General features: G+C 69.8%; 22 protein-coding genes and 2 pseudogenes. 7 read left to right on the forward strand and 17 right to left on the reverse strand.

Annotated features, from left to right (window positions below; genetic code table 11):
- Both ABT115_RS23975 and ABT115_RS30935 read right to left on the reverse strand, forming a co-directional pair.
- Positions 1-335: pseudogene (locus tag ABT115_RS23975) on the reverse strand (hypothetical protein); the annotation flags it as partial.
- A gap of 111 nt (positions 336-446) precedes the next feature.
- Positions 447-548: pseudogene (locus ABT115_RS30935) on the reverse strand (kynureninase/PvdN C-terminal domain-containing protein); the annotation flags it as partial.
- Positions 549-701: 153 nt separating this feature from the next.
- On the opposite strand from ABT115_RS30935, the gene ABT115_RS23985 reads away from it, so the two are divergent.
- On the forward strand, positions 702-887 hold the full coding sequence (locus ABT115_RS23985) for a DUF1737 domain-containing protein (RefSeq protein WP_043440283.1): 186 nt from the start codon (positions 702-704) through the stop codon (positions 885-887).
- 236 nt (positions 888-1,123) lie between these two features.
- Here ABT115_RS23985 and ABT115_RS23990 read toward each other — a convergent pair whose 3' ends face one another.
- Positions 1,124-1,687: a Uma2 family endonuclease gene (locus ABT115_RS23990; protein WP_351793373.1), complete on the reverse strand. Its 564-nt coding sequence runs from the start codon at positions 1,685-1,687 to the stop codon at positions 1,124-1,126.
- Positions 1,688-2,159: 472 nt separating this feature from the next.
- Here ABT115_RS23990 and ABT115_RS23995 point away from each other — a divergent pair, with 472 nt between their 5' ends.
- Positions 2,160-3,113: an SDR family NAD(P)-dependent oxidoreductase gene (locus tag ABT115_RS23995; RefSeq protein ID WP_351793376.1), complete on the forward strand. Its 954-nt coding sequence runs from the start codon at positions 2,160-2,162 to the stop codon at positions 3,111-3,113.
- Positions 3,114-3,188: 75 nt separating this feature from the next.
- Entirely contained in the window at positions 3,189-3,446 is a 258-nt protein-coding gene (locus tag ABT115_RS24000) for a hypothetical protein (protein WP_351793378.1), read from the forward strand.
- Positions 3,447-3,618: 172 nt separating this feature from the next.
- Here the strand turns inward: ABT115_RS24000 and ABT115_RS24005 are convergent, their stop codons facing one another.
- The 4 genes from ABT115_RS24005 to ABT115_RS24020 are packed head-to-tail and all read right to left on the reverse strand — an operon-like array spanning position 3,619 to position 8,268.
- The gene (locus ABT115_RS24005; RefSeq protein ID WP_351793380.1) at positions 3,619-4,674 is read right to left on the reverse strand and encodes a hypothetical protein; all 1,056 of its coding nucleotides are present in this window, start codon (positions 4,672-4,674) and stop codon (positions 3,619-3,621) included.
- A gap of 11 nt (positions 4,675-4,685) precedes the next feature.
- Entirely contained in the window at positions 4,686-5,621 is a 936-nt protein-coding gene (locus ABT115_RS24010; protein ID WP_351793383.1) for an N-acetylneuraminate synthase family protein, read from the reverse strand.
- A gap of 44 nt (positions 5,622-5,665) precedes the next feature.
- The gene (locus ABT115_RS24015; protein ID WP_351793386.1) at positions 5,666-6,898 is read right to left on the reverse strand and encodes a cytidylyltransferase domain-containing protein; all 1,233 of its coding nucleotides are present in this window, start codon (positions 6,896-6,898) and stop codon (positions 5,666-5,668) included.
- Positions 6,899-6,918: 20 nt separating this feature from the next.
- Positions 6,919-8,268: a DUF6716 putative glycosyltransferase gene (locus tag ABT115_RS24020; RefSeq protein ID WP_351793388.1), complete on the reverse strand. Its 1,350-nt coding sequence runs from the start codon at positions 8,266-8,268 to the stop codon at positions 6,919-6,921.
- 208 nt (positions 8,269-8,476) lie between these two features.
- Here ABT115_RS24020 and ABT115_RS24025 point away from each other — a divergent pair, with 208 nt between their 5' ends.
- Positions 8,477-9,457 (forward strand): glycosyltransferase family 2 protein, encoded by a 981-nt coding sequence (locus tag ABT115_RS24025; RefSeq protein ID WP_351793497.1) that lies wholly within the window; start codon positions 8,477-8,479, stop codon positions 9,455-9,457.
- Positions 9,454-10,770: a polysialyltransferase family glycosyltransferase gene (locus tag ABT115_RS24030; protein WP_351793391.1), complete on the forward strand. Its 1,317-nt coding sequence runs from the start codon at positions 9,454-9,456 to the stop codon at positions 10,768-10,770. Before ABT115_RS24025 ends, ABT115_RS24030 begins: the two co-directional genes overlap by 4 nt.
- A gap of 163 nt (positions 10,771-10,933) precedes the next feature.
- Here the strand turns inward: ABT115_RS24030 and ABT115_RS24035 are convergent, their stop codons facing one another.
- The 3 genes from ABT115_RS24035 to ABT115_RS24045 are packed head-to-tail and all read right to left on the reverse strand — an operon-like array spanning position 10,934 to position 14,313.
- Positions 10,934-12,004, reverse strand: a complete 1,071-nt coding sequence (locus tag ABT115_RS24035) for an acyltransferase (protein WP_351793394.1) — start codon at positions 12,002-12,004, stop codon at positions 10,934-10,936.
- Positions 12,001-13,344 carry a polysialyltransferase family glycosyltransferase gene (locus ABT115_RS24040; protein WP_351793396.1) on the reverse strand — a complete coding sequence of 448 codons (1,344 nt, stop codon included), beginning with the start codon at positions 13,342-13,344 and terminating at the stop codon, positions 12,001-12,003. Before ABT115_RS24040 ends, ABT115_RS24035 begins: the two co-directional genes overlap by 4 nt.
- 3 nt (positions 13,345-13,347) lie before the next feature.
- Complete coding sequence (locus tag ABT115_RS24045) at positions 13,348-14,313, reverse strand: glycosyltransferase family 2 protein (RefSeq protein WP_351793399.1); 966 nt, start codon at positions 14,311-14,313, stop codon at positions 13,348-13,350.
- A gap of 607 nt (positions 14,314-14,920) precedes the next feature.
- Between ABT115_RS24045 and ABT115_RS24050 the strand changes: the two genes are divergently transcribed.
- Positions 14,921-15,586 carry a fascin domain-containing protein gene (locus ABT115_RS24050; protein ID WP_351793499.1) on the forward strand — a complete coding sequence of 222 codons (666 nt, stop codon included), beginning with the start codon at positions 14,921-14,923 and terminating at the stop codon, positions 15,584-15,586.
- Between the two features lie 171 nt (positions 15,587-15,757).
- Here the strand turns inward: ABT115_RS24050 and leuE are convergent, their stop codons facing one another.
- The 3 genes from leuE to ABT115_RS24065 form a co-directional block, all read right to left on the reverse strand.
- The gene (leuE, locus tag ABT115_RS24055; protein ID WP_351793402.1) at positions 15,758-16,423 is read right to left on the reverse strand and encodes a leucine efflux protein LeuE; all 666 of its coding nucleotides are present in this window, start codon (positions 16,421-16,423) and stop codon (positions 15,758-15,760) included.
- 60 nt (positions 16,424-16,483) lie between these two features.
- The gene (locus tag ABT115_RS24060; RefSeq protein WP_326767355.1) at positions 16,484-17,095 is read right to left on the reverse strand and encodes a Uma2 family endonuclease; all 612 of its coding nucleotides are present in this window, start codon (positions 17,093-17,095) and stop codon (positions 16,484-16,486) included.
- Between the two features lie 90 nt (positions 17,096-17,185).
- A complete protein-coding gene (locus tag ABT115_RS24065; RefSeq protein WP_351793406.1) occupies positions 17,186-18,766 on the reverse strand; it encodes an acyl-CoA mutase large subunit family protein in 1,581 nt (526 codons plus the stop codon).
- Between the two features lie 239 nt (positions 18,767-19,005).
- Between ABT115_RS24065 and ABT115_RS24070 the strand changes: the two genes are divergently transcribed.
- Positions 19,006-19,917 carry a L,D-transpeptidase family protein gene (locus ABT115_RS24070; protein ID WP_351793409.1) on the forward strand — a complete coding sequence of 304 codons (912 nt, stop codon included), beginning with the start codon at positions 19,006-19,008 and terminating at the stop codon, positions 19,915-19,917.
- A gap of 223 nt (positions 19,918-20,140) precedes the next feature.
- Here the strand turns inward: ABT115_RS24070 and ABT115_RS24075 are convergent, their stop codons facing one another.
- From ABT115_RS24075 to ABT115_RS24090, 4 genes are all read right to left on the reverse strand, one after another.
- Positions 20,141-21,280: a hypothetical protein gene (locus ABT115_RS24075; protein WP_351793412.1), complete on the reverse strand. Its 1,140-nt coding sequence runs from the start codon at positions 21,278-21,280 to the stop codon at positions 20,141-20,143.
- Positions 21,280-22,083 carry an RNA polymerase sigma factor gene (locus tag ABT115_RS24080; protein WP_351793415.1) on the reverse strand — a complete coding sequence of 268 codons (804 nt, stop codon included), beginning with the start codon at positions 22,081-22,083 and terminating at the stop codon, positions 21,280-21,282. The genes ABT115_RS24075 and ABT115_RS24080 overlap by 1 nt, the downstream gene beginning before the upstream one ends.
- Positions 22,084-22,597: 514 nt before the next feature.
- The gene (locus ABT115_RS24085; protein ID WP_351793418.1) at positions 22,598-23,410 is read right to left on the reverse strand and encodes a hypothetical protein; all 813 of its coding nucleotides are present in this window, start codon (positions 23,408-23,410) and stop codon (positions 22,598-22,600) included.
- Positions 23,407-24,036, reverse strand: coding sequence for an RNA polymerase sigma factor (locus ABT115_RS24090; RefSeq protein WP_351793502.1), 630 nt, complete (start codon positions 24,034-24,036; stop codon positions 23,407-23,409). The genes ABT115_RS24085 and ABT115_RS24090 overlap by 4 nt, the downstream gene beginning before the upstream one ends.
- Positions 24,037-24,051 lie beyond the last annotated feature (15 nt).

Consider the following 24,051-nt stretch of genomic DNA (forward strand, 5'->3'; position numbering starts at 1 on the left):
AGCTTGAGGGTGCCGTTGGCCGCCTGCTGCTCGGTGGCCTGGTGATCGCTCATGAGGAACTTGATCGAGACCGTCTGGAGGGTGCAGGCCGCAGTTGCGCCGCCGCCCCCGCCCTTGGACGAGCTGCCGCCGCCGCTCGTGCTCGAGTTGCTCCCGGACGACGCCTGGGGCGAAGCCGCGGTCGAGTCCGACGCCGAGGCCGAATCCGACGCGGGGGCGGACGAGCCGGCAGCGGCGTCGGCCTCGTCGCCGCTGTTGCAGCCGGTGAGCGCGAGCGCGGAAAGTGCGGCGAGCGCGCCGACGGCTGCTACGCGGGTACGAGCACGAGTACGCATGAACTTCCTTCTTCTCCGTCAAAAACCAAGAGCCAACTGAGAAGACAGGATGATCTACGAAACCGTACTGGTTGCATCTACCAGGTCAAGAATTACCAAGTCCACACCACCTCAGCCCAAGATCGTCGCCAATACCCGCGCGGCCCGCTTCACTTCCGTGAACCCCAGGTAGAGCGGCGTGAATCCGAACCGCAGCACGTCAGGCGCACTGAAGCTAAGGGCTGTCCAGCCCCAGCCGCTCAGCGAGATCCACCACCGGGGAGCTGCGGCGTCGTTGTGGAGCGCAGCGCCGACCGTAACGGCTTTGGGGGCGATTGAGCTGGGGGTGCTCATAGACACCTGGAGCTGGCCTGAGATCCTTCGCTCATGAGCACACCACCGGACGGGTTGCCCGTCTACCGAGTCTTGACCGGCCCGGACGACGCCACGTTCTGCCACCGGGTGAGCGAGGCGATTGGCCTTGGTTACGAACTGCACGAAGGCCCCGCCGTCACCTTCAACGGTGAGAACGTCATCGTCGCCCAGGCGCTGATCTGGCCGGCACGGTCGTAGAAACCTTGAGAGGCCGTACGGGCGGGATGGGTAATGAAGCGCATTGCCCGATTTCACTCATCGGGCCCTCGCGCCGGATGCGTTCGGTGGAGCGCAGCGCCGACCGTAACCACCTCGAACTCCGGGCCGATGATGTGTTTCGGGTCGGTGTAGGTACCGACCAGGCCCGTGATCTCCACGTCCACGTGCGTCGTTGACGGTTCCGATTGCCGTCAGTGTTTGCCGTCAGACGGCGTCTACTGTCGGGAGAGCCCAACCGGATCGATTGCAAACGGGAACGGAGCGTCCAGGCGGGTGGTCGCGCCAGCGAGTGCCGTGGTCCGCTCTACGTAGCGACCGCCATGCAGTTCGTAGACGACGAGCATGGGGGCCGGGTCGAGTTCGAGTCGCCAGAAATGCGGGATGGCGGCCTCCGCGTACAGCATGGGCTTGATCCTGCGGTCCATGGTGCGGTTGCCAGGGGAGACAAGTTCAACGACAAGCTGAACCGCTTCGATGTCGACGGTCACGGGGTCGTCGGCGGTTGCGCCGGCGTCGGCCACGACCAGGTCGGGCACAACCAGCCCGGACGGCAGGACGACGTTGACACCCTCCAGGATTTCCACCGGCGCACCGACGGCCCGGGCGGCCGCGTCCAGGGCCACGTGGAGGCGGAATGAGGCCCGCTGGTGACGGACGCCGGGTGCCGGGGACATCAGCAGGGACTCTCCCAGCAGCTCGTAGCGGGTCGTGCGGTCTTCGGGCAGCGCCAGGACGTCGGCGACGGTCCAGGGACCGGTGTGGTCGATGGCAGCGCTCATTCCCTTTCACCTCCTCGCTCGACCGGCAGTCTCGCTATGACCTGGACGGGCGGTACATGGCCAGCATACGGGCGTTCCCACCTGCTGGCACGAGGCTTCACCACCGTGAGCGAGACCTCGAACAGGCGCGCCGCGTAGTTGCCCGCCCAGGGGGCGTCAGATGGGCTCACCCATGGCCGGCCCGGCCTGCTCAGTGCTGGCGCGTCGGGCGAATCCTGCCGCAAGGGCGCCCGTGCCCTTCGGCACACCTCGTCCGGCAGTTGGTCCAGCCCGCCGATCCGATCCTGCGAGGCAACCGTGGTGGCAGTACCTCAGTACGACGTCCATGAGGCCGCGTCGGCAGGATGTCGGCCGTCCGGCGGGACTGTCGGTGATCCAGAGGCGATGTGTCGGTGGCCGCTGGAACCGTGGGTGTCGAGTTACCCAAGGGAGCAGCCGCAGCCGCCTTCAACAGCAAGGGAGCCCCGTCGCTATGCCGTCCACATCCTCCACCCCGCCCTGGAATGTCCAAAGGCTGCCCGGTGCCGATGGTCGCGTCTTCCTGGTCACCGGCGGCAACGCCGGCATCGGGTACTTCGTCGCGGAGCAGTTGTCGGCCACCGGAGCCACCGTCGTACTCGGCAGCCGGAATCCCGCCAAGGCCGAGGTTGCCACGGCCTCGATCCGTGCGCGGGTGCCCGGTTCGCGAGTGCGGGCCGTACGGCTGGACCTCGCCGACCTCTCGTCGCTGGAAACAGCGGTGGAATCGCTTGAGGTGGAGCGCCTTGACGCGGTAGTCCACAACGCCGGCGTCGCGCTCGACGACCCGCCGCGCAAGGAGACCAGGGACGGTCACGAGCTCATGTTCGGCACGAACCACCTCGGGCACTTCGCCTTGACCCAGTGGCTGATGCCGCTGCTGTCAGCTGCGCCTGCGGCCCGCATTGTGACCATGGGCAGCTTCGCGGCAAAGTCCGAGCGGCTCGACCTGGACGACCTGCAGTCCCGGAAGGACTACCGACCCAAGCGCACCTACGGCCGCTCCAAGTTGGCACAGATGTACTTCGGCGTCGAACTCGATCGCCGCCTGCGTGCTGTCGGCAGCACGGTGGCGAGCGTGGTGGTCCATCCCGGCGGCGCGCTGGACTCCCTCACCCCGTCACGGCCACCGGTCCATGTGCGAACCACCGGCGCACGGCTGAGCGCTGCACCTGCGGCCCTCCTCGTCCAGGGCAAGCACGCCGGTGCATGGCCCGCGGTCCGGGCGGTGCTCGACCCGGCCGTGCGTGGAGGCCAGCTGTGGGGACCGCGCGTCTTCGGCCTGCGCGGCGAGCCCCGACGTGAACCGGTGTGGAACCACCTCGCCGACCTCTCCGTCGCGGCGCGGTTGTGGGACGCAAGCTGCGATCTGACCCGTGCCGCCGACCTCAGGACCATCTCCGGATAGCCCAGGCACGCCCGCGTTGGCCAACAGGTTGTCGAGCAGTTCCTGGGCACCTGGGGTGTGCAACACGACCCGCCGGTGGGGTCCCGTGCCTCTGACTACGGCACTCTGCGCCCTCTGGCACTCAGCCGGGTGGTTCACCACTTCGGTACAGACCGCCCCACGGTCAAGCAGTACGAGGAACTCGTTGCCGCTGCTAACGAGGCTACGAGCCACGAGGAGCACGTGCGGAGCCTGCTCGGCGAGTGTCGGATGCGGTGGACCGGATATTACGTCGTCCTCTACTCCGATGGCAGGCCCACCCACCTGGGAATCTTCGGCTTCTCGGGCGATTAGAACTTGCCTCATATCAAACACTTGCTGGACACAGAGCCCTCGGTGTTCGTCAGCGCGGTCACCAGCACTCAGCTCGTCTTCGGCCCTGAGCGGGCCGCCGACACTCTGGCAAACGTGACACCCAGGGTGCGGGTGTCACGTTTGCGAACGTGGGTGGGGGCTGTGACGGCCCTCATGCCTCCGTGATGGCCGTCGCCCGCCACGGGGCCAGGCGTTGTACGTCGCGGGCGGTTTCGGTGACGCCGGAGAGAAAGCCGTGGGCGCGCGGGGAGGCCGTGTCGCGGAGCCATTCCGGGGCGATGTCGCAGACCGCGACCTTGACGTCCGTGCCGGCGAGGGCGAGGGGCAGGGTGTGGACGACCGTGGAGGGGAAGCTCAGGATCGTGCGGCCGATGGGGCCGCGGCGGGCTATGAGTTCCAGGGGTAGGTCAGGGCGGACGATCTCCAGGCCCGTGGCGGCTTCCAGGGCGTGAAGCTTTTCGGTGGACTCGCGGCGGTGGGCGAAGTAGCGGGTGGCGTGGTGGTTGCGGGCCAGGGAGGTGACCGCCTCCAGATACTGGTCCTGGTCGACCACGCCCGTCTCCACCAGCGAGGTGCCGACCAGGTCCGCGCCCTTGGTGAGCAGCGGCGGGCCGAAGCGGGCGCGGGTCCAGGCGAAGGTGTTGGGGGTGACGGTGACGCCGGGCGGAGCCTCGACCGGCATGGCCGTGAAGACCTCGACCGTACGGGTGGCGGACGGGGTGAAGCGGCTGCGGGCGCGGGCCGTGACCGGGGCCAGGACCAGTTCGCGCGGGCCCGAGCTGCCCTTGCGGTGCCAGCGCACCAGGCGTTCACCCCGCGCCAGTTGGGCGACGAACTCCATGGTTGCCGTGCCGTCGTCGACCACCGTGAGGCGGCGGGCGCGGACCAGGGTGAGCAGCAGTTGGACGTAGCGGGAGAACGGGTCGCCGATGACGATGTGCTCCGCCCTGCGCAGAAGTCCGGCCAGTGAGCGCAGGGTCTTCAGGGGCGCGCCGGCGCCGCCGCGCGCCTCCTGCCAGCGGACGTTCATGCCCTCGTCGCGGGCCAGCTCCGCCATCCGGCGCAGCTGGCCGCGCGACATCGGGTCGACCGGGGGGAGGACGACGACCGTGATGTCGGTGAGGACTTGGTCGTCGCCTCCCTCTGTGTAGGCCCACTCCAGGACGTTCAGGAGCTGGACCGGACTCTCGACGAAGGCGAGGTTCACCGGTCGGCCCGTCAGACCGCGACCGGCACGGCGGCCGGGGCCGCCTCGGCGCTCTCGGCGATGACGCCCGCGACCCGGCGGAGCTTCTTCATCGGGCCGAGCTCGGACTCGTACACCTTCTTGATGCCGTCGCCGAGCGACGCCTCGATGGTGCGGATGTCGCGGACGAGACGGGTGAGGCCCTGCGGCTCGACGGAGGCGGCCTGGTCGGAGCCCCACATGGCGCGGTCGAGGGTGATGTGGCGCTCGACGAACGCCGCGCCGAGGGCGACGGCCGCGAGGGTCGTCTGGAGGCCGGTCTCGTGGCCGCTGTAGCCGATCGGGACGTTGGGGTACTCCTGCTGGAGGGTGTTGATGACCCGCAGGTTCAGCTCCTCGGCCTTGGCCGGGTACGTCGAAGTGGCGTGGCAGAGAAGGATGTTGTCCGATCCCAGGACCTCCACCGCGTGGCGGATCTGGCGCGGGGTCGACATGCCGGTGGAGAGGATGATCGTGCGGCCGGTCGCCCTCAGGGCGCGCAGGAGTTCGTCGTCGGTGAGGGAGGCCGAGGCCACCTTGTGCGCGGGCACGTCGAACTTCTCCAGGAAGGCGACGGCCTCGGTGTCCCACGGGGAGGCGAACCAGTCGATGCCGCGCCTGGCGCAGTGCTCGGAGATGGCCTGGTACTCGGACTCGCCGAACTCGACGCGGTGGCGGTAGTCGATGTACGTCATCCGGCCCCAGGGGGTGTCGCGCTCGATGTCCCACTGGTCGCGCGGGGTGCAGATCTCCGGGGTGCGCTTTTGGAACTTGACGGCGTCGCAGCCGGCTTCGGCCGCCACGTCGATCAGTGCGAGGGCGTTTTCGAGGTCGCCGTTGTGGTTGATGCCGATCTCGCCGGTGACGTAGACGGGCCGGCCCGGACCCGCGGTGCGGGTGCCGAGGGTGCGCAGACGGGAGGTGCTCATGAGGTGTGTTTCCTTAGCTCGATCGGGTTTGGGGGACCCGGGGATTACTTGGGGGACTGGGCAGTGGGAGTCGTGAGGGTGGGGCCCAGCAGCCACGCCGCGATTTCGCGGATGGCGCCGAAGCCGCCGGGGGTGGTCGTGACGGAGCGGGCGGCGGCCCGTACCGAGTCATGGGCGCTCGCGACCGCGACGGGCCAGCCGGCGAGTGCGAAGCACGGCAGGTCGTTGACGTCGTTGCCGACGTAGAGGACGCGTTCCGGGGCGATGGACTGTTCGTCGCACCACTGCTTGAGCGCCAGGTCCTTGCGGTCGATGCCGTGCAGGACCGGGATCCGGAGCTTGTGGGCGCGGGCCGCGACGACCGGGTTCTGTTCCGTGGAGAGGATCAGCAGCGGCAGGCCGGCCTTGCGCAGGGCCGCGATGCCCAGGCCGTCGCCGCGGTGGACGGCGACGATCTCGCGTCCGTCGGCATCGATGAGGACCCGGTCGTCGGTCTGGGTGCCGTCGAAGTCGAGGACGACGGCGTCGATGTCGTCACGGGTGGGCAGCGGTGCGGGGTCCAGGAGGGGTGCGAGGGCGCGGGCGCGGGCCAGGTCGTGCGGGTCGTCGATCTCCAGGACCCGGGCGGCGTCGGTGCGCACCAGGGCCGTGTGGCCGAAGAAGCGGTGGCGGTGGGTACGGAAGCCCGCGGCGTTCATGGCGTACGCGGTGCCGGTCTCCAGCAGGTCCTCCGGGCGGTCCTGGCGCATCTGCCGGACGGACTTGTCGTGGTTGACGCCGTAGTTGTCCTCCTCCAGCGCACTGCCGTCGCGCCAGAGGAAGCCGTGGAAGGGGGCGACCGTGACCGCCGTGTCGGCGCCGTTGTGGGCGACGGCAGCGGCGACGCCGTCGATGTCCTCCCGTACGACGAAGGGGCTGGTGCACTGGACCAGCAGCACCACGTCGGCCGTCCGGTCGTGCATCGCCTCGTACGCGTCCAGGGCGTGCAGCACCGCGTCCTCGCTGCTCGACTTGTCCCCGGCGATGGCAGCGGGGCGCTGGACGATGTGCACCCGCTCCGGGGCGCCCAGAGCCTCGCCCGCGGCGCGGGCGGCGTCGGCGATGGCCGCGTCGTCGGTCGTCACGACGACATCCGTGACCTCGCGGGAGGCCAGGCAGGCGCGTACGGCGCGGGCGACCAGCGGTACGCCGCCGACCTGGGCGAGGTTCTTGGCCGGTACGCCCTTGGATCCGCCGCGGGCGGGGATCACGGCGAGCACGGTGGGGGTCGGGGTCATCTCTGCTCCTGAAGTGGTGTTCACAGCTCGCCCATCCGTCGGATCACCGGGGCGACCCGTTGGACGCCCTGCCGGTACGCGCCCCGCGCCGCTTCCCGTACCGCGCCGCGCACCGCGCCGCGCACCCCGCCGGTCTCGCGCGGCCGGTCCGTGCCCGGCAGCGGGTGGCCGTCGAGGGCCAGGTGGTGGCGGGCGAGGATGCCGGGGAGGTAGCCGGGCGCGGTGGCCGGTGTGTAGTACGGGGCGAGGTCGGGCAGGCGGGCCGCGGCGAGCAGGGCGTCGACGCGGGCGCGGGCATTGTCGTAGGCCGTGGCGTACGTGCCGTCGGCGGCGACGCCCTGGCCTGCCAGCCATTGCGGGTCGGGCTCCGGACCAAAGCCGCCGTCCAGGTGGTCCCAGGAGGTGAGCAGACCGGAGCCGATGAAGTGATGGTTGCCGAGGGTCTCGCGGACGCCGAGGTCGGTGAGGATCGCGGTCGGGATGCGCCGGTGCAGGGACTCCAGCGCGGCGGTCGAGGAGACCGTGACCAGCAGGTCGGTGCGGTCCAGGACCTCGCCCATGTGCCCGTACACCAGACGGAAGTTGGGCGGCAGCCCGCCGGGCAGCTTCTTGGCGAGCAGCTGGTACGGGAGTTCCTCGATGTGCGTGGTGTGCTCGCCGGGCTTGGAGCGCAGCTTCAGCAGCACCTCGCGGTCCGGGTGCAGCCTGGCGTGCTCGACGAGTCTGCGCAGCAGATACGTACGGTCGGCGCGGGAGGCCGGTACGGAGGGCTGGGCGGCGAAGACGACCGTGTCGCGGCCCTGCTGCGGGCGGTGCGGTTCGCCGCCGAGGAACGGCAGGGCGGTCTCCGTGACGGCCGAGGCATCGGCGCCCACTCCTTCGTACACCGCGCGGAAACGCTCCGCGTCGTGGCGGGAGTTGGCGAGGACGACGTCCGCACCGTGCCGCAGCAGCAGCCCGTCGGCGAGCTTCTCGTAGACAACACCGACATAGCCGGTGACGACGACCGGCCTGGCCGGCAGCCGCAGCGCGGCGAGGCCGTGCAGCATCGCCTGGACGGCTCCCCCGACGAGGGCGAGTACGACGACGTCGTATCCCTCGTCCCGCACCGTGTGGAGGAATTCGACGGCCGTCACCTCGCGCACCCGGCCGGCGTCGATACCGACGTCGCCGACCTCGGCGAGCTGGCGCGGGGTCGGGGTGGCCCTCCCGCGCAGCAGGAGTCCGCTGATCTCGACGCACCGCGCCGGCCCCGAAGAGGCACCGGTGGTGAGGCGGCGCGCGGTGAGCGCGCCCCATTTCCACCGGGTGTCGGAGTCTGCGAGTACAGCGACCCGGAGGGCGGTCGTCTTATCGGTACGTGGGGGCACGTCCCAGAACTTAGGAAGGCATTTCGATGGGCAGCCCAACACGGCGGCAACAAATGGTTAACAGCCCACCGACGATTGGCTAATCGGTCCGGGAAATGGCCGGGCAACCCATGGATTCACCCCGGTTCACCATTCCCACATGCTCCGTTCACCCACAGTCTTTTCCCGGGACAAGGTAAATGCCGAACCCGCCCCTAGCGTGACGCAGGTGGTTAAGCTCTCCGTCATCGTGCCGTTCTACAACGTGCAGACATACGCCCCCGAAACCCTCAGAAGCCTGCGTGCCAACGCGCGCGAGGATTTCGAGTTCATCCTCGTCGACGATGCCTCGACCGACGGGACCGCGGACATCCTGCGCCGGGCGCGGGACGAAATTCCGGGGGTGGTCCTGAGACGGCACGAGCAAAACCAGGGGCTGGCGACCGCCCGCAACACGGGTCTCGACGCGTCCAGCGGCCTGTACGTCACGTTCCTCGACGGCGACGACTGGCTGGCTCCCGGACACTGCGCCGATCTGGTCGCCGCGATGGACCGTCTGGGCTGCGACTTCGTACGGACCGACCACGTGCAGTGCAACGCCAAATCACGCACCGTACACCGAGTGCCGCTCGGCCTGCGCGACGTGCCGATGCGTCCGCGCGATGCGATTCTCCCGGCCGGCCGCACCACCTCCGTCGACTACCCGTACGCCTGGGCCGGCGCCTATCACCGCCGCCTGGTCGAGCGCGGTCTGATCCACTTCACGGACGGACTGCGCACCGCCGAGGACCGGCCGTGGATCTGGCGGCTGCACCGGGAGGCGGAGTCGTTCGCCGCGGTCGGGCTGCTCGGAGTGTTCTACCGGCGCGGCGTTTCCTCCTCGCTCACCCAGATCGGTGATCTCCGGCAGCTCGATTTCATCCGCGCATTCGATCAGGTACTGGAGGAGACCGCACAAGATCCGGAGGCCGACGCGCTGCTACCGAAAGCCGTACGCACCTATTGCGCGGTTATCTCCCATCACCTGGCGACGATTTCCAAATTCGAACCGGCCGTGGCCCGCAGCCTTCTCACCATGAGTGCGGGCGCATTGCGCCGCATGCCGCAAAACATTCTGGAAGAGACGATCGACTCCATGGGTATCAATAGGTCCGCCCGGCTGCGGCGGCTGCGCCGCCGGCCCTTCGCCGGTGTGGGGGCCAGTGCATGACCACCCAGATCTTCTGCGCGTCCACCCTCTACGGTGCGGCCACCCTGGCCGCGGCCGTCGACGCGGACCTTGTCCGGCCTGCGCACCGGCGCATTCTGCTGATCAGCAACAATGCCGCCGTCCCCGAGGTCGCACCGGCGCTCGATGAGATGCCGGGCTTCGAAGCGCTTCGCGGCCGGTTCGACGACGTGCTCTCCTGGAACGCGGCGATCGCACCGTTCCATCCGTCGGGCTGGTCGCCGCGGCCCGAGGACATTCCCCTCTGGGAACGCCATCTGCGCAGGCTGTGGCAGCTCGGCGACGACGATGTCGAGTTCACCGTCGAATCCATCCAGGTCAACCCGGCTCTCGCCGTCACCGGGATCTTCATGGGGGCGGCCGTGGATGTTTACGCGGATGGGCTGATGAGCTACGGGCCCACCCGGATCAAGCTCGATCCGCTGCTCGGTACGCGCGTGCGCCGGCTTCTCCACCTCGATCTGGTGCCGGGGCTGAAGCCCTTGTTGCTGACGGAGTTCGGCGTGGAGTCGCAGATCGTCCCCGGTGACACCTTCCGCAGGGTCCTCGGGGAAGTCGGGGCGGTCTCGCCCGCACCGGATGTCCCGTACAGCAGTCCGGCGCTCCTCCTCGGCCAGTACCTCTCGGCGCTGGGGATCCTCACGGCCGAGGAGGAAGAGGATCTCCACCTGCGGATGCTGCGGGGCGCCACGGCACGCGGGCACCGGCAGATCGTCTTCAAGCCCCATCCGACGGCGCCCGCCCGATGGTCCCGTCTCCTGGAGTCCGAGGCCGGACGGCTCGGTGTGGAACTCACCGTTCTCGACGCGCCGGTGCTCGCCGAGACGCTGTACGAGCAGCTGCGGCCGGCACTCGTCGTGGGCTGCTTCTCCACCGCTCTCTTCACCGCCCGGCAGCTGTACGGTCTGGAAACCGCCCGCACCGGGACGGGAACGCTGCTGAAGCGCCTGACTCCGCTCCAGAACAGCAATCGTGTACCGGCGGTTCTCGCCCACACCCTGCTGCCCGAGCTCGAAACGGGGCGCACCCGGACGCCCGGGGATGCGGGCCGGCTCGTGACCACCATCGGGTTCATGATGCAGCCGCGGATCTACCCGCATCTGAGGCCGGCCGCCGCTGCGTATCTCGCGGACGGTGTCACACCGGACGAACAACAGTTCTTCTCCCGTCGCAAACTGACGGTGCTCGGGCTCCCCGGTGGCCTGCCCGGCAAACTCGCCGCTCTTTCCCGCAATCCGGCCCTACGGCGGACGGCGAGCCGTGCACGCCGGCTGGGGCGGACCGTGCTGCGCTGACGGGCGCCTCTCGCCCCGGGTCCGGGCGCCGCGCGCCTCTCGCCCCGGGTCCGGGCGCCGCGCGCCTCTCGCCCCGGGTCCGGGCGCCACGTGCGGCCCGTCCGGACCCGGCGGCTCAGAGGCTGTCGGGTGGCCTCTGATCGGGCGGCCACCCCACAGCCTTTCAGCCGAGCATCCGGCTCATCCCGAGCCGCGCCCACAGCAGGCTCGCGCCGAACGACAGCACCGTCGTCGCCGCGGTCACCGCGAGGACCAGGGCCGCGGCCGCCGGCAGTGTCAGGTCTGCGGAGACGAACAGGTCCGTGAGCACGCCGAGGATCAGGACGTGGACCATGTAGGCGCCGAACGACGCGTCGGCCAGCCGGGTCAGAAGGGGGCGCCACCCTTCGGGAATCCGCAGCCGGTGCAGGGAGAGCAGCACACCGAAGCTGAACAGGGCCACCAGCACACTGGCGTACGGAATCGCGTAGTGGACCTTGTGCTGGTACGCGATCACCGCAGCCAGCCCCGCCGCCGCCGGCAGCATCCACAGCAGGCGTCGCTTCCCGAAGGCGCCGGCGGGCAGCGCCAACAGGAACGCGCCGAGCACCGCATAGATCAACTGGTACGGGCTGAAGCCCCAGCCGAAACGTGGCACGTCCCAGCCCGTGACCGCGGAAAGGTCACCGAAGAGGGACGGTGCCACCGCCAGGACCAGGAGCGCCGCACCCCAGCCCCAGGGCCGCTTGCCCGACCTCACCATCACCGTGAAGGCCAGGAGCATGATCACGGGAATGTAGGCGTACAGGTACCAGAGGTGATAGGCGGGACGCACCGAGGCGAAAACCGAGTCGAGCGCCAGGTCACCGACCGGATCGTCGTTGGTACCGCGCAAGCAGCCCCACCCCAGGTAGAGCGCCGTCCACACGAAGAGCGGCAGCACGATGCGGACGATGCGCCGCCGCAGCCGCGCACCGTCCTTGGGCGGGGCGCCGACGAGGACGACCCACCCGGCGATCGCGAAGAACAGGGGCACGGCGAATCGGCCCGCCGAGTCCGCCACCAGTCCTGCCCAGTACGTGCCCGAACCGCCCGACGGCTTGCGGTCCACGGCGTTCAGGAAAGCGGAGCCGGTATGGCAGAGGATCACGCCGACCGAGCAGAGCAGTCTGATCAGATCGATGTCGTATCGGTGCTCGCGGCGCGGGCGGGACTCCTGGGCCTCCCCGGCCTGTGCCCGCTGAGCAGCCGTCACAGGCGCAGGGTGTTGCGGGTGCGCCGCACCGTCCGGCGCAGTCGGACCACGGCGCCCTGGGGGCTGCCGCCGGGCAGGGAGAGCTTGCCGAGACGGCGGCGCTTGAAGTAGTGCTGGGTGCTGCCGTTCAGCCGTTCCCGCAGCCAGGCCTCCGCCTCGCCGCGCAGTTCCGGGTGGAGATCGGACTGCATGCAGTACCCGACCGTGCGGACGAGGGGGCCCAGGGTGGCCGGTGCGCTGTGCGGCAGTGCGGGAACATCACCGCCGCCGTGGTGCTCCAGATCGGGCACGAGGTGGTCGACGATCGTCAGCGGAACGCGGTTGCTGTTCTCGTACGGAGTGAGGCGGTCCAGCACCCGGCCCGTGCCGACGCGGGCGACAGGAATGCCGTAGTACGCCGCGGCAGTGAGCATGGCGGTCGAGAAACATCCGACGACGAGTGCGGGTGCGCACCTCTCGAAGAGGGTCTCCGCCAGCAGGGGCGTGTCCATCGCGATGAGCCGGACCCCGGCCTCGGCGGCGGCGCTGTCCAGGGCGTCCGAGTAGCGGGCGGGGGCGGTGGGGTGGGGCTTGAAGAGGACGGATGTGTGGCCGGCCCGGGCGGCCCCGCGCAGCATACGGATGTGCAGGTCCTCCTCCTCGTCGGTGGTGAGGATGTCGAGGGCGGCCAGGTACTGGCCCAGGAGTACGGCGGTGGGGGCCTGCGCCACCGCCTCGGTGAGCTGCGGGTCGCCGTCCGCCGCCCCGGCAATCTCGCCGAGGACCTTGCGGAAGGCGTCCGCCGGTACGAGTTCGGGCTCCACATCGAATTCGGACAGCAGCATGGGCCTGAGCCCGGGCACCAGGTCGAGGTGCAGCACGCGCTGGACGCGGCAGCCGATCGACTGGGGCAGCTTGGTGCGGGTCGGTCCGTAACTCATGAGGCCGTCCGCGTATACGTGCAGGGGGCTCTCGGAGAAGATCGCCCCGAGTGCGCGGGCCGGGTCGACCTGGATGGATTCCAGGGCCAGTTCGACGGGTTCCTCACCCAGCCCCCAGGCGAGCCGGAGCGCGCGCTGCCACAGCACGGTGTCCTCGGCGCGCGGACCCCAGGCGCCCGGGTGGTACGGGCGGATCGCTTCGTTCCAGCTGACGACGGAGTCGAAACGGGCGGCAATGCGGTCGTAGCCGAGCATCGCGTCAAGGCCGGCGGCCGTCTCCGGTACCGGGGCGTTGTTGCAGACCAGCAGGATCCGGCGGCTGTCGGCCGGTGGTCCGAACTGGCCGGCGTCGAGCGCGGCAGCGAGCGTGGCGGCCCCGTACAGGGTCGACACCTGGAAGATCTGGGTGCGCGTAGGCATGGGTCAGGCGGCCTTCTGCTTGTCACGCAGGCGTCGGAGCAAGGTGCTGCGCTTCGTGTCCATCGTCATCAGGGTGTGGTCCAGTACGTCCTGGGGCATGCGGTGCAGCGCGGCGGTCGATTCCCGTCTCAGGCTGCGGGCGGTGCCGGCTTCGTATTCGCTCGCCTTCTCGCTGTGGAAGGCGATCAGCGCGCAGTACGTACGGACCGCCTTGGGCAGGAGGAGTTCCGCGTCCCGGTCCTGCCCCAGCTCGTCCAGCAGGGTGTCGTACGCGGGGAAGAAGTCCAGCTGGCGGGAGTCCTTGATCTGGGTCAGCGAGGTGGTGACACCGCGCCGGTAGAAGATCCCGTGGAGCCCCAGGACGGCGCAGGTGCGAGCCCGCAGGTGCAGTCGCCAGGTCCACAGCCGGTCCTCGGCGGTGCGCAGGGCGGAGTCGAAACGCAGGGCACCGTCCTCGAAGAGCCGTCGGTGGTAGAGCCCGGCCCAGACGAAGGGGTAGTCGACCATCGTCTCCATCGCCGGGTACGCAATCCCCGCCCGCGGGTCCGTCGCCCGGTCCCGCACCCGGGCGGGGGCCCGCCGGATCACCCGGCTGGTGCCCGTCGCCTGGACGTGGTCGTTGCGGACGAAGTCGACGCCCAGCTCCTCCGCCGCTTCCAGGAGCCGGTCCAGGTGCCCGGGGGCGTACCAGTCATCGCCGTCGAGAAAGGTGAGGAACTCACCGCTCGCCGCCTCGATCCCGCTGTTGCGTGCGGTGGCGATCCCCACGTTCGTGTCGTGCCGGATGACCCGGGCCTGCGGGAGTCTCGCGGCCCAGCGGTCGACGACGGACGGCGTCTCGTCCGTGGAGCAGTCGTCGACCAGCAGGAATTCGACGTCCCCGGCCGCATTGCGGGCAAGACTGCCCAGCGTGGTGTCGGCATACGGGGCGACATTGTGGAGCGGTACGACAACGGACAGTTTCGGCACGCCGGCCCTCGCCTTCGATCTTGTAGCCGCCCAACGTAATCAGCCCCGTCAAGGAGGGCGTGGCCGCCGGGGCGACGGGTGGTGAACGCTGGACGACACCCACGTGACGTCCGGCGTGATCGCGGCAGAAACCCGCGCTTCGCGGGCGCGGCCGATTTCCGGGCAACAGTCCCGCGAAGTGGCCATGAAGGAAACGAAGAGTTTCGTTCGCCCAAAGCGGAAGGTTATCCATCAAACCGGGGCAACTTCAGCCTTGACGGAGAGCTGCGGAATGCGTCATTCAGTGCGGCTGATTTCCGGACCTTTCGGAACGCCGAGAAATCATTGTCGAAAATCGCATCCCGCCGTTACGCTGAGGCTGCTTCGCCAAGTGGCGCAGCAGCTGCGGAAAACGCCCGGGGAGGGCGTCGGCCGTAGTTGTCGAGGGTGGGGATTAATTCGGGGACGGCTTCGCCATGCGGAGAGAACAGTTACCGGCGCATGCAACGACCTGTGCCGCTGTTCATGCCGTGAATCTCTGGAGAAAGTGACCGGAGACCCGACGAGGCCCGTTTTCTCGCCGCCTCCGAATTCTTTTGACGACATGTGAGGATGACCTGTGCGACGCATCACGTCCGTTTTTCTGTCTTTGAGTGCCGTTCTGGCGGTCTCCACGCTGGCCGCACCCGCGGCCGGAGCCGCCCCGCGGGCCGACGGACCCGCCGCCGTTCCCAGCGGCTGGGAGGCGGTGGACGGCGCCGAACTGGCGCGGATCTCGGAGAAGACAGGCACTGGGCAGGCCCCGTTCGCCGCCGGTGGCGGTGTCTCCACCACGGCCGAGGCGCCTGAGCTCATCGCCCTGCAATCAGTCCGCAACGGTCAGTTCGTCGCGGCCGAGGTGAACTACACCGCGCCGAACACCGGTGTGCTGCGGGCCCGGTCCGCCGAGGTCGGCGGCTCCTGGGAGGGCTTCGCCCTCGAGTGGGATGAGGCTTCCGAGACATACGCCCTGAAGTCCCTGGCGAACGACCGCTACGTGGCGGTCGAGAAGAACTACACCGGCAGCGCGCAGAACGTGCTGCGCGCCCGTTCCACCAGTGTGAGCGGCTGGGAGCAGTTCTTCCTGTACTACAACGAGGGACTGGACCTCTGGGCGCTCCAGTCCACGTCGAACGGGCTCTTCGTCGCCATGGAGAACAGCTACACCGGGTCGCTCCAGTACGCACTGCGCGCCCGCTCGACCGAGATCGCCGGCTCCTGGGAGGAGTTCGCCCTCTACGGCCTCGGCGCCTGACATACGGCCGGACCCCGGTGCCCGCGGAGAGCGGGCGCCGGGGTCCGCGCTGCCGTTGCGGGCCCTACGGGACCGAGTTCGCCCCGGGAGCCGGAGCCGGCGCCCCTGGCCGCGCACCACGCACCGCCTCGGGCCTGGCGCAGTACCCGGCCCCGCTGGACATCGCCGCGGTCACACGCTGCTGAGCGAGAGCTTCGCCGCGAACCCCAGGAACAGCAGACCGGCCGCCGAAGTGGCCCCCGCCGACAGCCGCTTGCGGCGGCGGAACGCGGCGGACAGCCGGGTGCCGCCGAATATCAGCATCGACAGATAGAGGAAGCTGGCGATCTGCAACAGGGTGCCCAGCACCAGGAAGGACAGCGCCGGGTAGGCGTAGCCGGGGTCGACGAACTGCACGAAGAACGAGATCAGGAACAGGATCGCCTTCGGGTTGAAGAGGCTGACCACCAGCGCCCGCCGGTACGGCCGCTCCATCGCCGCGGCGTCCTCGGGCACGGTGGTCCCGTCGGTCAGCTCGGCCACGCGCCGGTGCCGCTCGCGCCACATGGTCACCGCGGCCCGCAACATGCCGATCGCCAGCCAGGTCAGATACCCCGCACCCGCGAACTTGACGACGGCGAACAGCACCGGGGTCGTCCGCAACAGCGAGGTGGCCCCCAGCGCGGACAACGTCATCAGCACGGTGTCCCCGGTCCACACCCCGGCCGCCGCCACATAGCCGGCCCGCACCCCGCGCCGGGCGGCGACGGACAGCACGTACAGCGAATTCGGCCCCGGCAGAAGAACGATCAGCACCAGGCCGGCGAGATAGGTCGGAAGATCGGTGATACCCAGCACGGAACGGAGTGTCGCACGCGGGTACGACACTCCGTCCAGGGGGTTCGGGAAGGCGCGGAGTCAGTCCTCGTCGCCGTCGAGGAGGCGGTCGACGGAGAGCTCCATCTCGACGCCGACCACGTCCGGCACGGTGAACGAGGTCCCGCGCTTGTGGTGTGCCTTGTTCTTGTACTCGCCGCCCCGGGGGTCGGTGCAGAGCAGCACCTGGTCGTGCTTGCGGTCGGCCACGACGTAGACCGGGATGCCCGCCTGGGCGTAGTCCTCGACCTTGGGGCCGAGGTCGTCCGCCCAGTTGGTCGAGGTCACTTCCACGACCATGCGGAAGACGTGGGCGGCGTAGCAGTTCTTCATGGCGTGATGCTCCCTGAAGTCCGCCTCGACGACCGACAGGTCAGGAATCGCGTAGTCGTCGGGGCCGGTTGGCAGCCATAGCCCCACGCCCTGGACGAGCCTGAGCCCTACCTTGCGCGCCCGGGCGCCGAACTCCTCGCTGAGCCAGGACAGCGCCAGAGCGTGCGTCCCGTCCGCCGGTGGTGTCACAGTGAGCCTCCCCTGGAGAATCTCCACGCGATGCCCAGGCAGCGAGCGTGCGAGCTGGTCGGCTGCCTCGCCGAGCGTCAGCTCCGGCTGTTCCTGCACGTGCACCTGCTCCTCGTGCTGTATTACGGCCACGGCATCCTCCTTTCGGAAACCACTGTTCATGAGCCTATCCAGGGTCGCGGACATTCAGCGAGAGATCACCCGTGCGGGTACCCGCACGGGTCAGAACGCGTCCGACGGCTCGTAGGCCCCCCATACCTCCCGCAGCGCATTGCAGACCTCGCCCACCGTCGCCCGTGCCCTGAGGGCGTCCTTCATCGGGTACAGGACGTTGTCCGTCCCCTCGGCCGCCTTCTTCAGCCGGCCCAGTGCCTCGTCCACCGCGCCCCGGTCGCGCTCGGCCCGCAGCTTCGCCAGCCGGGCCGCCTGCTGGGCCTCGATCGCAGGGTCGACGCGCAGCGGCTCGTACGGCTCCTCCTCGTCGAGCTGGAAGCGGTTGACGCCGACCACGACACGCTCGGCGTTGTCGGTCTCCAGGGCGATGCGGTACGCGCTGCGCTCGATCTCGTTCTTCTGGAAGCCGCGCTCGATCGCGTTGACCGCGCCGCCCATGTCCTCGACCTTGAGCATCAGCTCCAGGGCGGCGGCTTCGACGTCGTCGGTCATCCTCTCGACGACGTACGAACCCGCGAACGGGTCCACGGTGGCCGTCACGTCCGTCTCGTATGCCAGAACCTGCTGGGTGCGCAGGGCGAGGCGGGCGGACTTGTCGGTCGGGAGGGCGATGGCCTCGTCGAAGGAGTTGGTGTGCAGCGACTGCGTACCGCCGAGGACCGCGGCCAGGCCCTGGACGGCGACGCGGACCAGATTGACCTCGGGCTGCTGGGCGGTGAGCTGGACGCCCGCGGTCTGGGTGTGGAAGCGCAGCATCAGCGACTTGGGGTTCTTCGCGCCGAACTCCTCCTTCATCACCCTCGCCCAGATCCGGCGGGCGGCGCGGAACTTGGCGACCTCTTCGAGGATCGTCGTACGGGCGACGAAGAAGAAGGAGAGGCGGGGGGCGAAGTCGTCGACGTCCATGCCGCCCGCGACCGCGGTACGGACGTACTCGATGCCGTCCGCGAGGGTGAACGCGATCTCCTGCGCGGGCGAGGCCCCGGCCTCCGCCATGTGGTAGCCGGAGATCGAGATGGTGTTCCACTTCGGGATCTCGGCCCGGCAGTACTTGAAGATGTCGGCGATCAGCCGGAGCGAGGGTTCCGGCGGGAAGATGTACGTGCCGCGGGCGATGTACTCCTTGAGGACATCGTTCTGAATGGTGCCGGTGAGCTTGTCCGCCGTGACGCCCTGCTCCTCTCCGACCAGCTGGTACAGCAGGAGGAGCAGCGCGGCCGGGGCGTTGATCGTCATGGACGTGGAGACCTTGTCCAGCGGGATTCCGTCGAACAGGACCCGCATGTCGTCGATCGAGTCGATCGCCACCCCGACCTTGCCGACCTCGCCGGACGCGATCGCCGCGTCGGAGTCGTAGCCCATCTGGGTGGGCAGGTCGAAGGCGACGGAGAGGCCCATCGTGCCGTTGGCGATCAGCTGCTTGTAGCGGGCGTTGGACTCCGTGGCCGTACCGAAACCCGCGTACTGGCGCATCGTCCACGGCCGGCCGGTGTACATCGTCGGGTAGACGCCGCGCGTGAAGGGGTAGGCACCCGGCTCTCCCAGCTTGTCGTCGGGGTTCCACCCGTCGAGTGCGTCCGGCCCGTACACCGGCTCGATGGGCAGTCCCGACTCCGACTCGCGCGTCATCTGCTTGCCTCCCGCTGATGCTGCTCAGTAAAACTGCTTTCCGGTAACCAAGGGTTCTGGTGACGGACTGTAGCGACGGGCACGAGGCCGGTGGAGGTGCACGGGCTGGGACCTTGCTCACAGCCCTTCTCCACGCCCTTCGCCGCCGCTCTCCCCATCATGCGCGGGCTTTGGCAACCGGGCAGAGCGGGAATCCGTCCCATGGAGCACCGGAGAAACCCGGAGAAGAGGGGGCCGAGATGGTACGCAGCATCACCGGAAGCACGTTACGACGCAGGGGACTGGGCTGGGCAGGGACCACGACCACTGCGGCGCTCGCCGTTCTCGCCATGACCGCCGCAACCGCCGGCTGCAAGGTGCAGCCCGCCGACAGCGCGTCCGCGGCACCGCCGGCACCGCCCCGGGCCACGACGGCCGACGATGCCAAGCCCGTGGCATCGCAGCCGGCATCGCCGGACGCCTCGCCATCATCGTCCCCGAAGGCCGACGCGACGCCCACACCGAAGCCGGACCCGCAGGGCACGACGCTGATGGCGAGCGGTGCCGAGGGCAAGCAGGTGCGGGAGCTGCAGGCCCGGCTGCGGCAGATCGGCCACTTCGACCGCTCCCCCACCGGCTACTACGGCACCGTCACGGTCGCCGCCGTCCAGTCCTTCCAGGGCAAGCGCGGCCTCTCCCGTACGGGCAGGACGGACACCCTCACCTGGCAGAAGCTGCTCGGCATGACGCACGAACCGACGGCCGCCGAGCTGAATCCGCCGACCGCCCTGCCCGTCACCAAGCCGGACAAGCGCTGCATGACGGGCAGGGTGCTCTGCATCAGCAAGAACAGCCGGACGCTGTCCTGGATGATCGACGGCCGTCTCGTCTCGTCGATGGACGTCCGCTTCGGCTCCCAGTACACGCCGACCCGCGAAGGCACCTTCTCCGTCTACTGGAAGTCACGGCACCATGTGTCGACGATCTATCACTCGGCCATGCCGTACGCGATGTTCTTCAGCGGCGGCCAAGCGGTGCACTACTCGGCGGACTTCGCGGCCCGTGGTTACAGCGGCGCCTCGCACGGCTGCGTCAATGTCCGCGACGAGGGAAAGATCGCCTCGCTCTTCGCCCAGGTGCAAACGGGCGACAAGGTCGTCGTCTACGGATAAGGCCTGTCCCGCCGGAAGAAAAGGGGCGCGGACGGGACCGGGGGAACGTGTCCCGCCCGCGCCAATGCGCTGAGCCGCAGGTACGGGGGGAACCCCGGCTCTGTGCGCTGCCGATGACCAGTCGGCTCACTCTGTACTGCGCCGTCGCCTCGAAAAACGTCACACCTCGTGGTGAGCGGTTTGAAAAGAATCCGGCGCGCACGGCTCACTGCCTGTCGCGGCACTAGGAAACCGGGGCCGAGGACGACGGCGGGGTGGTGAAGCGGATCGCCGGGAGGGTGCCGGAGCCGCCGCTGTCCCCGTTCGAATCGCCGTCGCCACTCTTCTCGCCGCGGCCGCTCTGCTCGCCACCGCCGTCGCTGCCCGGGCTGTTCTGGCCGTTCGTGTCCTTCGCGATCACGCGGTCGCAGAACCGGTCCAGATTGCGGGCGCCCTTCGCCAGCGCTTCGAGATACCGCCTGCCCTCGTCGTCCAGCCTGCCGTCGCGGTAGGCACGGCAGGCCTTGAGCGTCCTGGCGTACCAGTCGCCGGGGGTGCCGTTCCCGGAGCCGTCGGGCTGCTTGCCGCTGTCGGAGTCATCGGACCGGTCGCCGTTCTCGGTGCCATCGCGCCGGTGGCCGTCCTCGGTGCCGTTGGAGGATTCACTCGCGGTGCCGTCGGGCTTCCGGTCGTCTTCGTCCTTGTCATCGCCCTCGCCGGCTCTGCCGCTGCCCCGGTCACCGGTGCGGGCGGAGGGATCCGCCGGGGGCGTGGACGGCTCAGTCTTTGGGGACGCGAGCGGCGGTGCGGACGGACTCACGTCGGTGACGCCCCCCGAGCCGAGTTCCCCGGGCGTCGGTGCGGCCGAGACGGTGGCCGCCGGCACGGGGGTGTGCCCTCCGAACGGTCCGGGGAGCATACCGGTGCTCGCGGCGACGGCCACCCCGCCGAGTGCGCAGCCCGCGAAGGAGGCGACCAGGCCGAAGCGGACGGGCCGGCTCCGGCCCAGGGAGCGGGTACGGCCGGAGGCCGCGGAGGAAGTGGAGCTGTCCTGGGCGAAGCCGCCGGATGCGGGCCGTATGTGCACCGGTTCGAGTACGTCGGCCGGTACCGGTTCGCCCGTCTCGTCGTGCCCCTTCGCCTGCGGGTTCGCCGCACGCGTCTTTGCGTGCGCGGAGTGCGCCGCTGCACGGAAGGCGGCCAACGCCGCGGCCTCGCCCGGAAGTTCGCCGGTGGCCGGGCGGACGGCCCGGGCGGCGTCCAGCACTGCCGCGAGTCTCTCCGCTTCCGTACACGAGTCGCCGCCGACGGGATCGACCGGTTCGCCGCGGAGCAATCGCTCCGCCGCGTCCTCGTCAAGCCATTCGTAATGCTCGTCGGCCATCACATGTCCTTCTGCGTCCACAGATGCGAATGCGTCACACCGGCCGGCGCCGCCGGACCCTTGCGGGAGGGGCGCTGGGCGGGCACGGCGCCGAGTTCCGCCGTCCGGTCTGCCGCGCTTCCGTGAGGGGCGGGCAGATCCGCCGGATCGCCCGCGGGAACACGGTCCGCGGCGATGCCCGCGCCGCCTTCGGCACGGCCGTCGCCGCCCTTGCCGTCCCCGTCCCCGGGTCGGCCGTCGGAATGGTCCGCGCCGTCCGTGCGCAGCAGTTCGGCCAGCCGCTTCAGTCCCCGGTGCGCCGCGGTGCGTACCGCCCCCGGTCGCTTGCCCAGCGTCTGGGCGGCGCTCTTCGCGTCCAGGCCGACGACCACCCGCAGCACCACGGCCTCGGCCTGGTCCTGGGGCAGTTGGGCGATGAGCGACATCGCGCGGCCGGTGGCCAGGGCCTCCATCGCCTCGTCGGCGGTGTCGGACTCGGCCGGCCTCTCCGACAGCTCCGACTCGTCGCCGCCGACCGCGGGGCGCCTGCCACGCATCCGGAGGTGGTCCAGGGCACGGTTACGCGCTATCCGCGTCGCCCAGCCACGGAAGCGGTCCGCGTCGCCGCTGAACCGGTCGAGGTCTCGCGCTATCTGCAGCCAGGACTCGGACGCCACGTCCTCGGCGTCCGGCTCCCCCACCAGTGTCCGTATGTAGCCCAGCAGTCGCGGCTGTACAGCGCGGTACACAGTACGGAAGGCTTCTTCGTCCCCGTCCTGTGCCGCAAGCACCGCGGCAGTGAACTCCGCGTCGTCCCCCAGCACTCCCTCAACCCGCCCTGCTGTTCTGAATCGCAGCTGGTCATCACTGCCGCGCCACCCTGCGCAACTCAGCACGCTACGTCCTTCGCGGGGGCCGCGTCCATGACTTGTACAAGCTGCAACGTTCTTCGGACACCGGGCGGTGTGACAGAAAACGCGGTGACGGCGCTGAAAGGAGTACGGGGTCGTCCTACGGCCTCGCGGAAGACGACCGGGGCCTCTCCTGTGGGGGGTGGCGGCCCCGGTCGTCCTCGTATTCCGCCGATCTGACGAGCAGTTGCCAACCCCTACGCTCCCGGTTCGAAGACTGGCCGCTCCTGGTGTCAACTGCTGTAGAGGGTGGGCAGATCGACCAGGAGGAGATCGTCACGACGCACGGAAGTGCCCAGTAGCCGGGGGCCGGATCCGGCCGGTCCGCGATCCCGCCCAGCACCGTTCCCCCGCTGACGAGCTTGTCCTCGTTTCGGGGCCGTCACCCGACTGCTTGGCGGCAACGGCGAGCGCCACAGTCGGCAATTCAGCCGACAGCGGACCCATCCTTGCCGCCGCTCCCGGTCCGGGTCCCGCTCCCTCTCGACGGCGCCTGGCCACCCTGCTTCCCCTCAGACGCGGCCTTCTTCTCCGCCTTCTTCTCCGCCTTCTCCTTCGCGTCCCGGTTGCCCTGGGCCTTCTTCGACTCCCCCGGTGACGGCTGTCCGAGGAGCCCGTCGCAGTAGGCCGTCACCGCCACCTCCGACGCACCGCCCGCGGCCGCCTCCAGCCGTTCGAAGGCAGCGGCGTCCATGGCCTTCCCGTTGCCCCGGTCGCTGAGGTACACACGGCACAGCGCGACATCGTCCTGTGCCCGGTCGGGCCGGCCGGAAGGACGCACGTCGCCGGGAGCGTTCGTGGCCCCCGGCGCCGTACCGTCGCCGTCCGGCTGCAACGACTCATCGCCGGAGGGATGCCCACCGGGTGTCGCGGGAGAGGTACGCGGAGAACGTACGGACTCCGCCCCGTCGCTCTCACCGCCACCGAAACGTTCCGGAATCGCCCCCGAACCCGCGGCCACCGCAACCCCGCCGAGCGTCGCCGCGGCCACGAAGCCACCGAGCATCACCCGGAACGAGCGCACACCGCGCCGTCGTTTCGCCGGACGCCAGTCGTCACGTCGACGCCGCCACCGCACCACTGCGTTGTGCGCGCCCTCGTCCCGCGCGGCCACGAAGGCGGCGGTCGCGCGCTCCTCGTCGCCGGGGTCGAGTGCCCCGGTACGCTGCGCTGCCGCGAACAACGCGGCCAGTTCGGGTGTCTCCGCCGGCTCGGGCGGCCGCTGCGATTCGTATCTCATGCTTCATCACTCAGCGTACGACGCGCCCTCTTCGTCACAGCGCCCGTCCCACTGCCCCAGGACACCTGCTCCGCCAGCCTCTTGAGCCCGCGGTACGCAGACGTGCGGACCGCCCCCGCGCGTTTGCCGAGCACGCGCGCCACCGCGGGACCGTCCAGACCGACGACCACCCGCAGCAGTACGGCCTCGGCCTGCTCGCGCGGCAGCGTCCCAATGATCTCCAGCGCCGCTTGGGTGGAGAGCCTCTCCAGCGCCGAGGCGGCCGTGTCGTGGCCGCCGGGCAGCTGAAGCACATCCTGTTCGATCAAGGTGGCACGGGGCCGCCGCTTCAGCTTCCTCAAGTGGTCCAGCGCACGGTGGCGGGCGATCATCGCGGTCCAGCCACGGAACCCTGCTCCGTCACCGCGGAACCGCCCCAGATCGCGGGCAATCTCCAGCCAGGCGTCGGAGGCCACGTCCTCGGCATCGTCACCGACCAGTCCGCGCACGTAGCCGAGGAGGCCCGGCTGCACCATCCGGTACGCGACGGCGAAGGCGTCCTCGTCCCCCTGCTGGGCCCGCTCGACGGCAGCACCGAGCTCGGCGTCGTGCATCTGCCTGCGGTGCTGCTCCTCGCCCGTGCCCAACGCTTCCCTGCTCAA

Source organism: Streptomyces sp. NPDC001832, from assembly GCF_040297265.1.
In the GTDB taxonomy this organism is placed as follows: Bacteria; Actinomycetota; Actinomycetes; order Streptomycetales; family Streptomycetaceae; genus Streptomyces.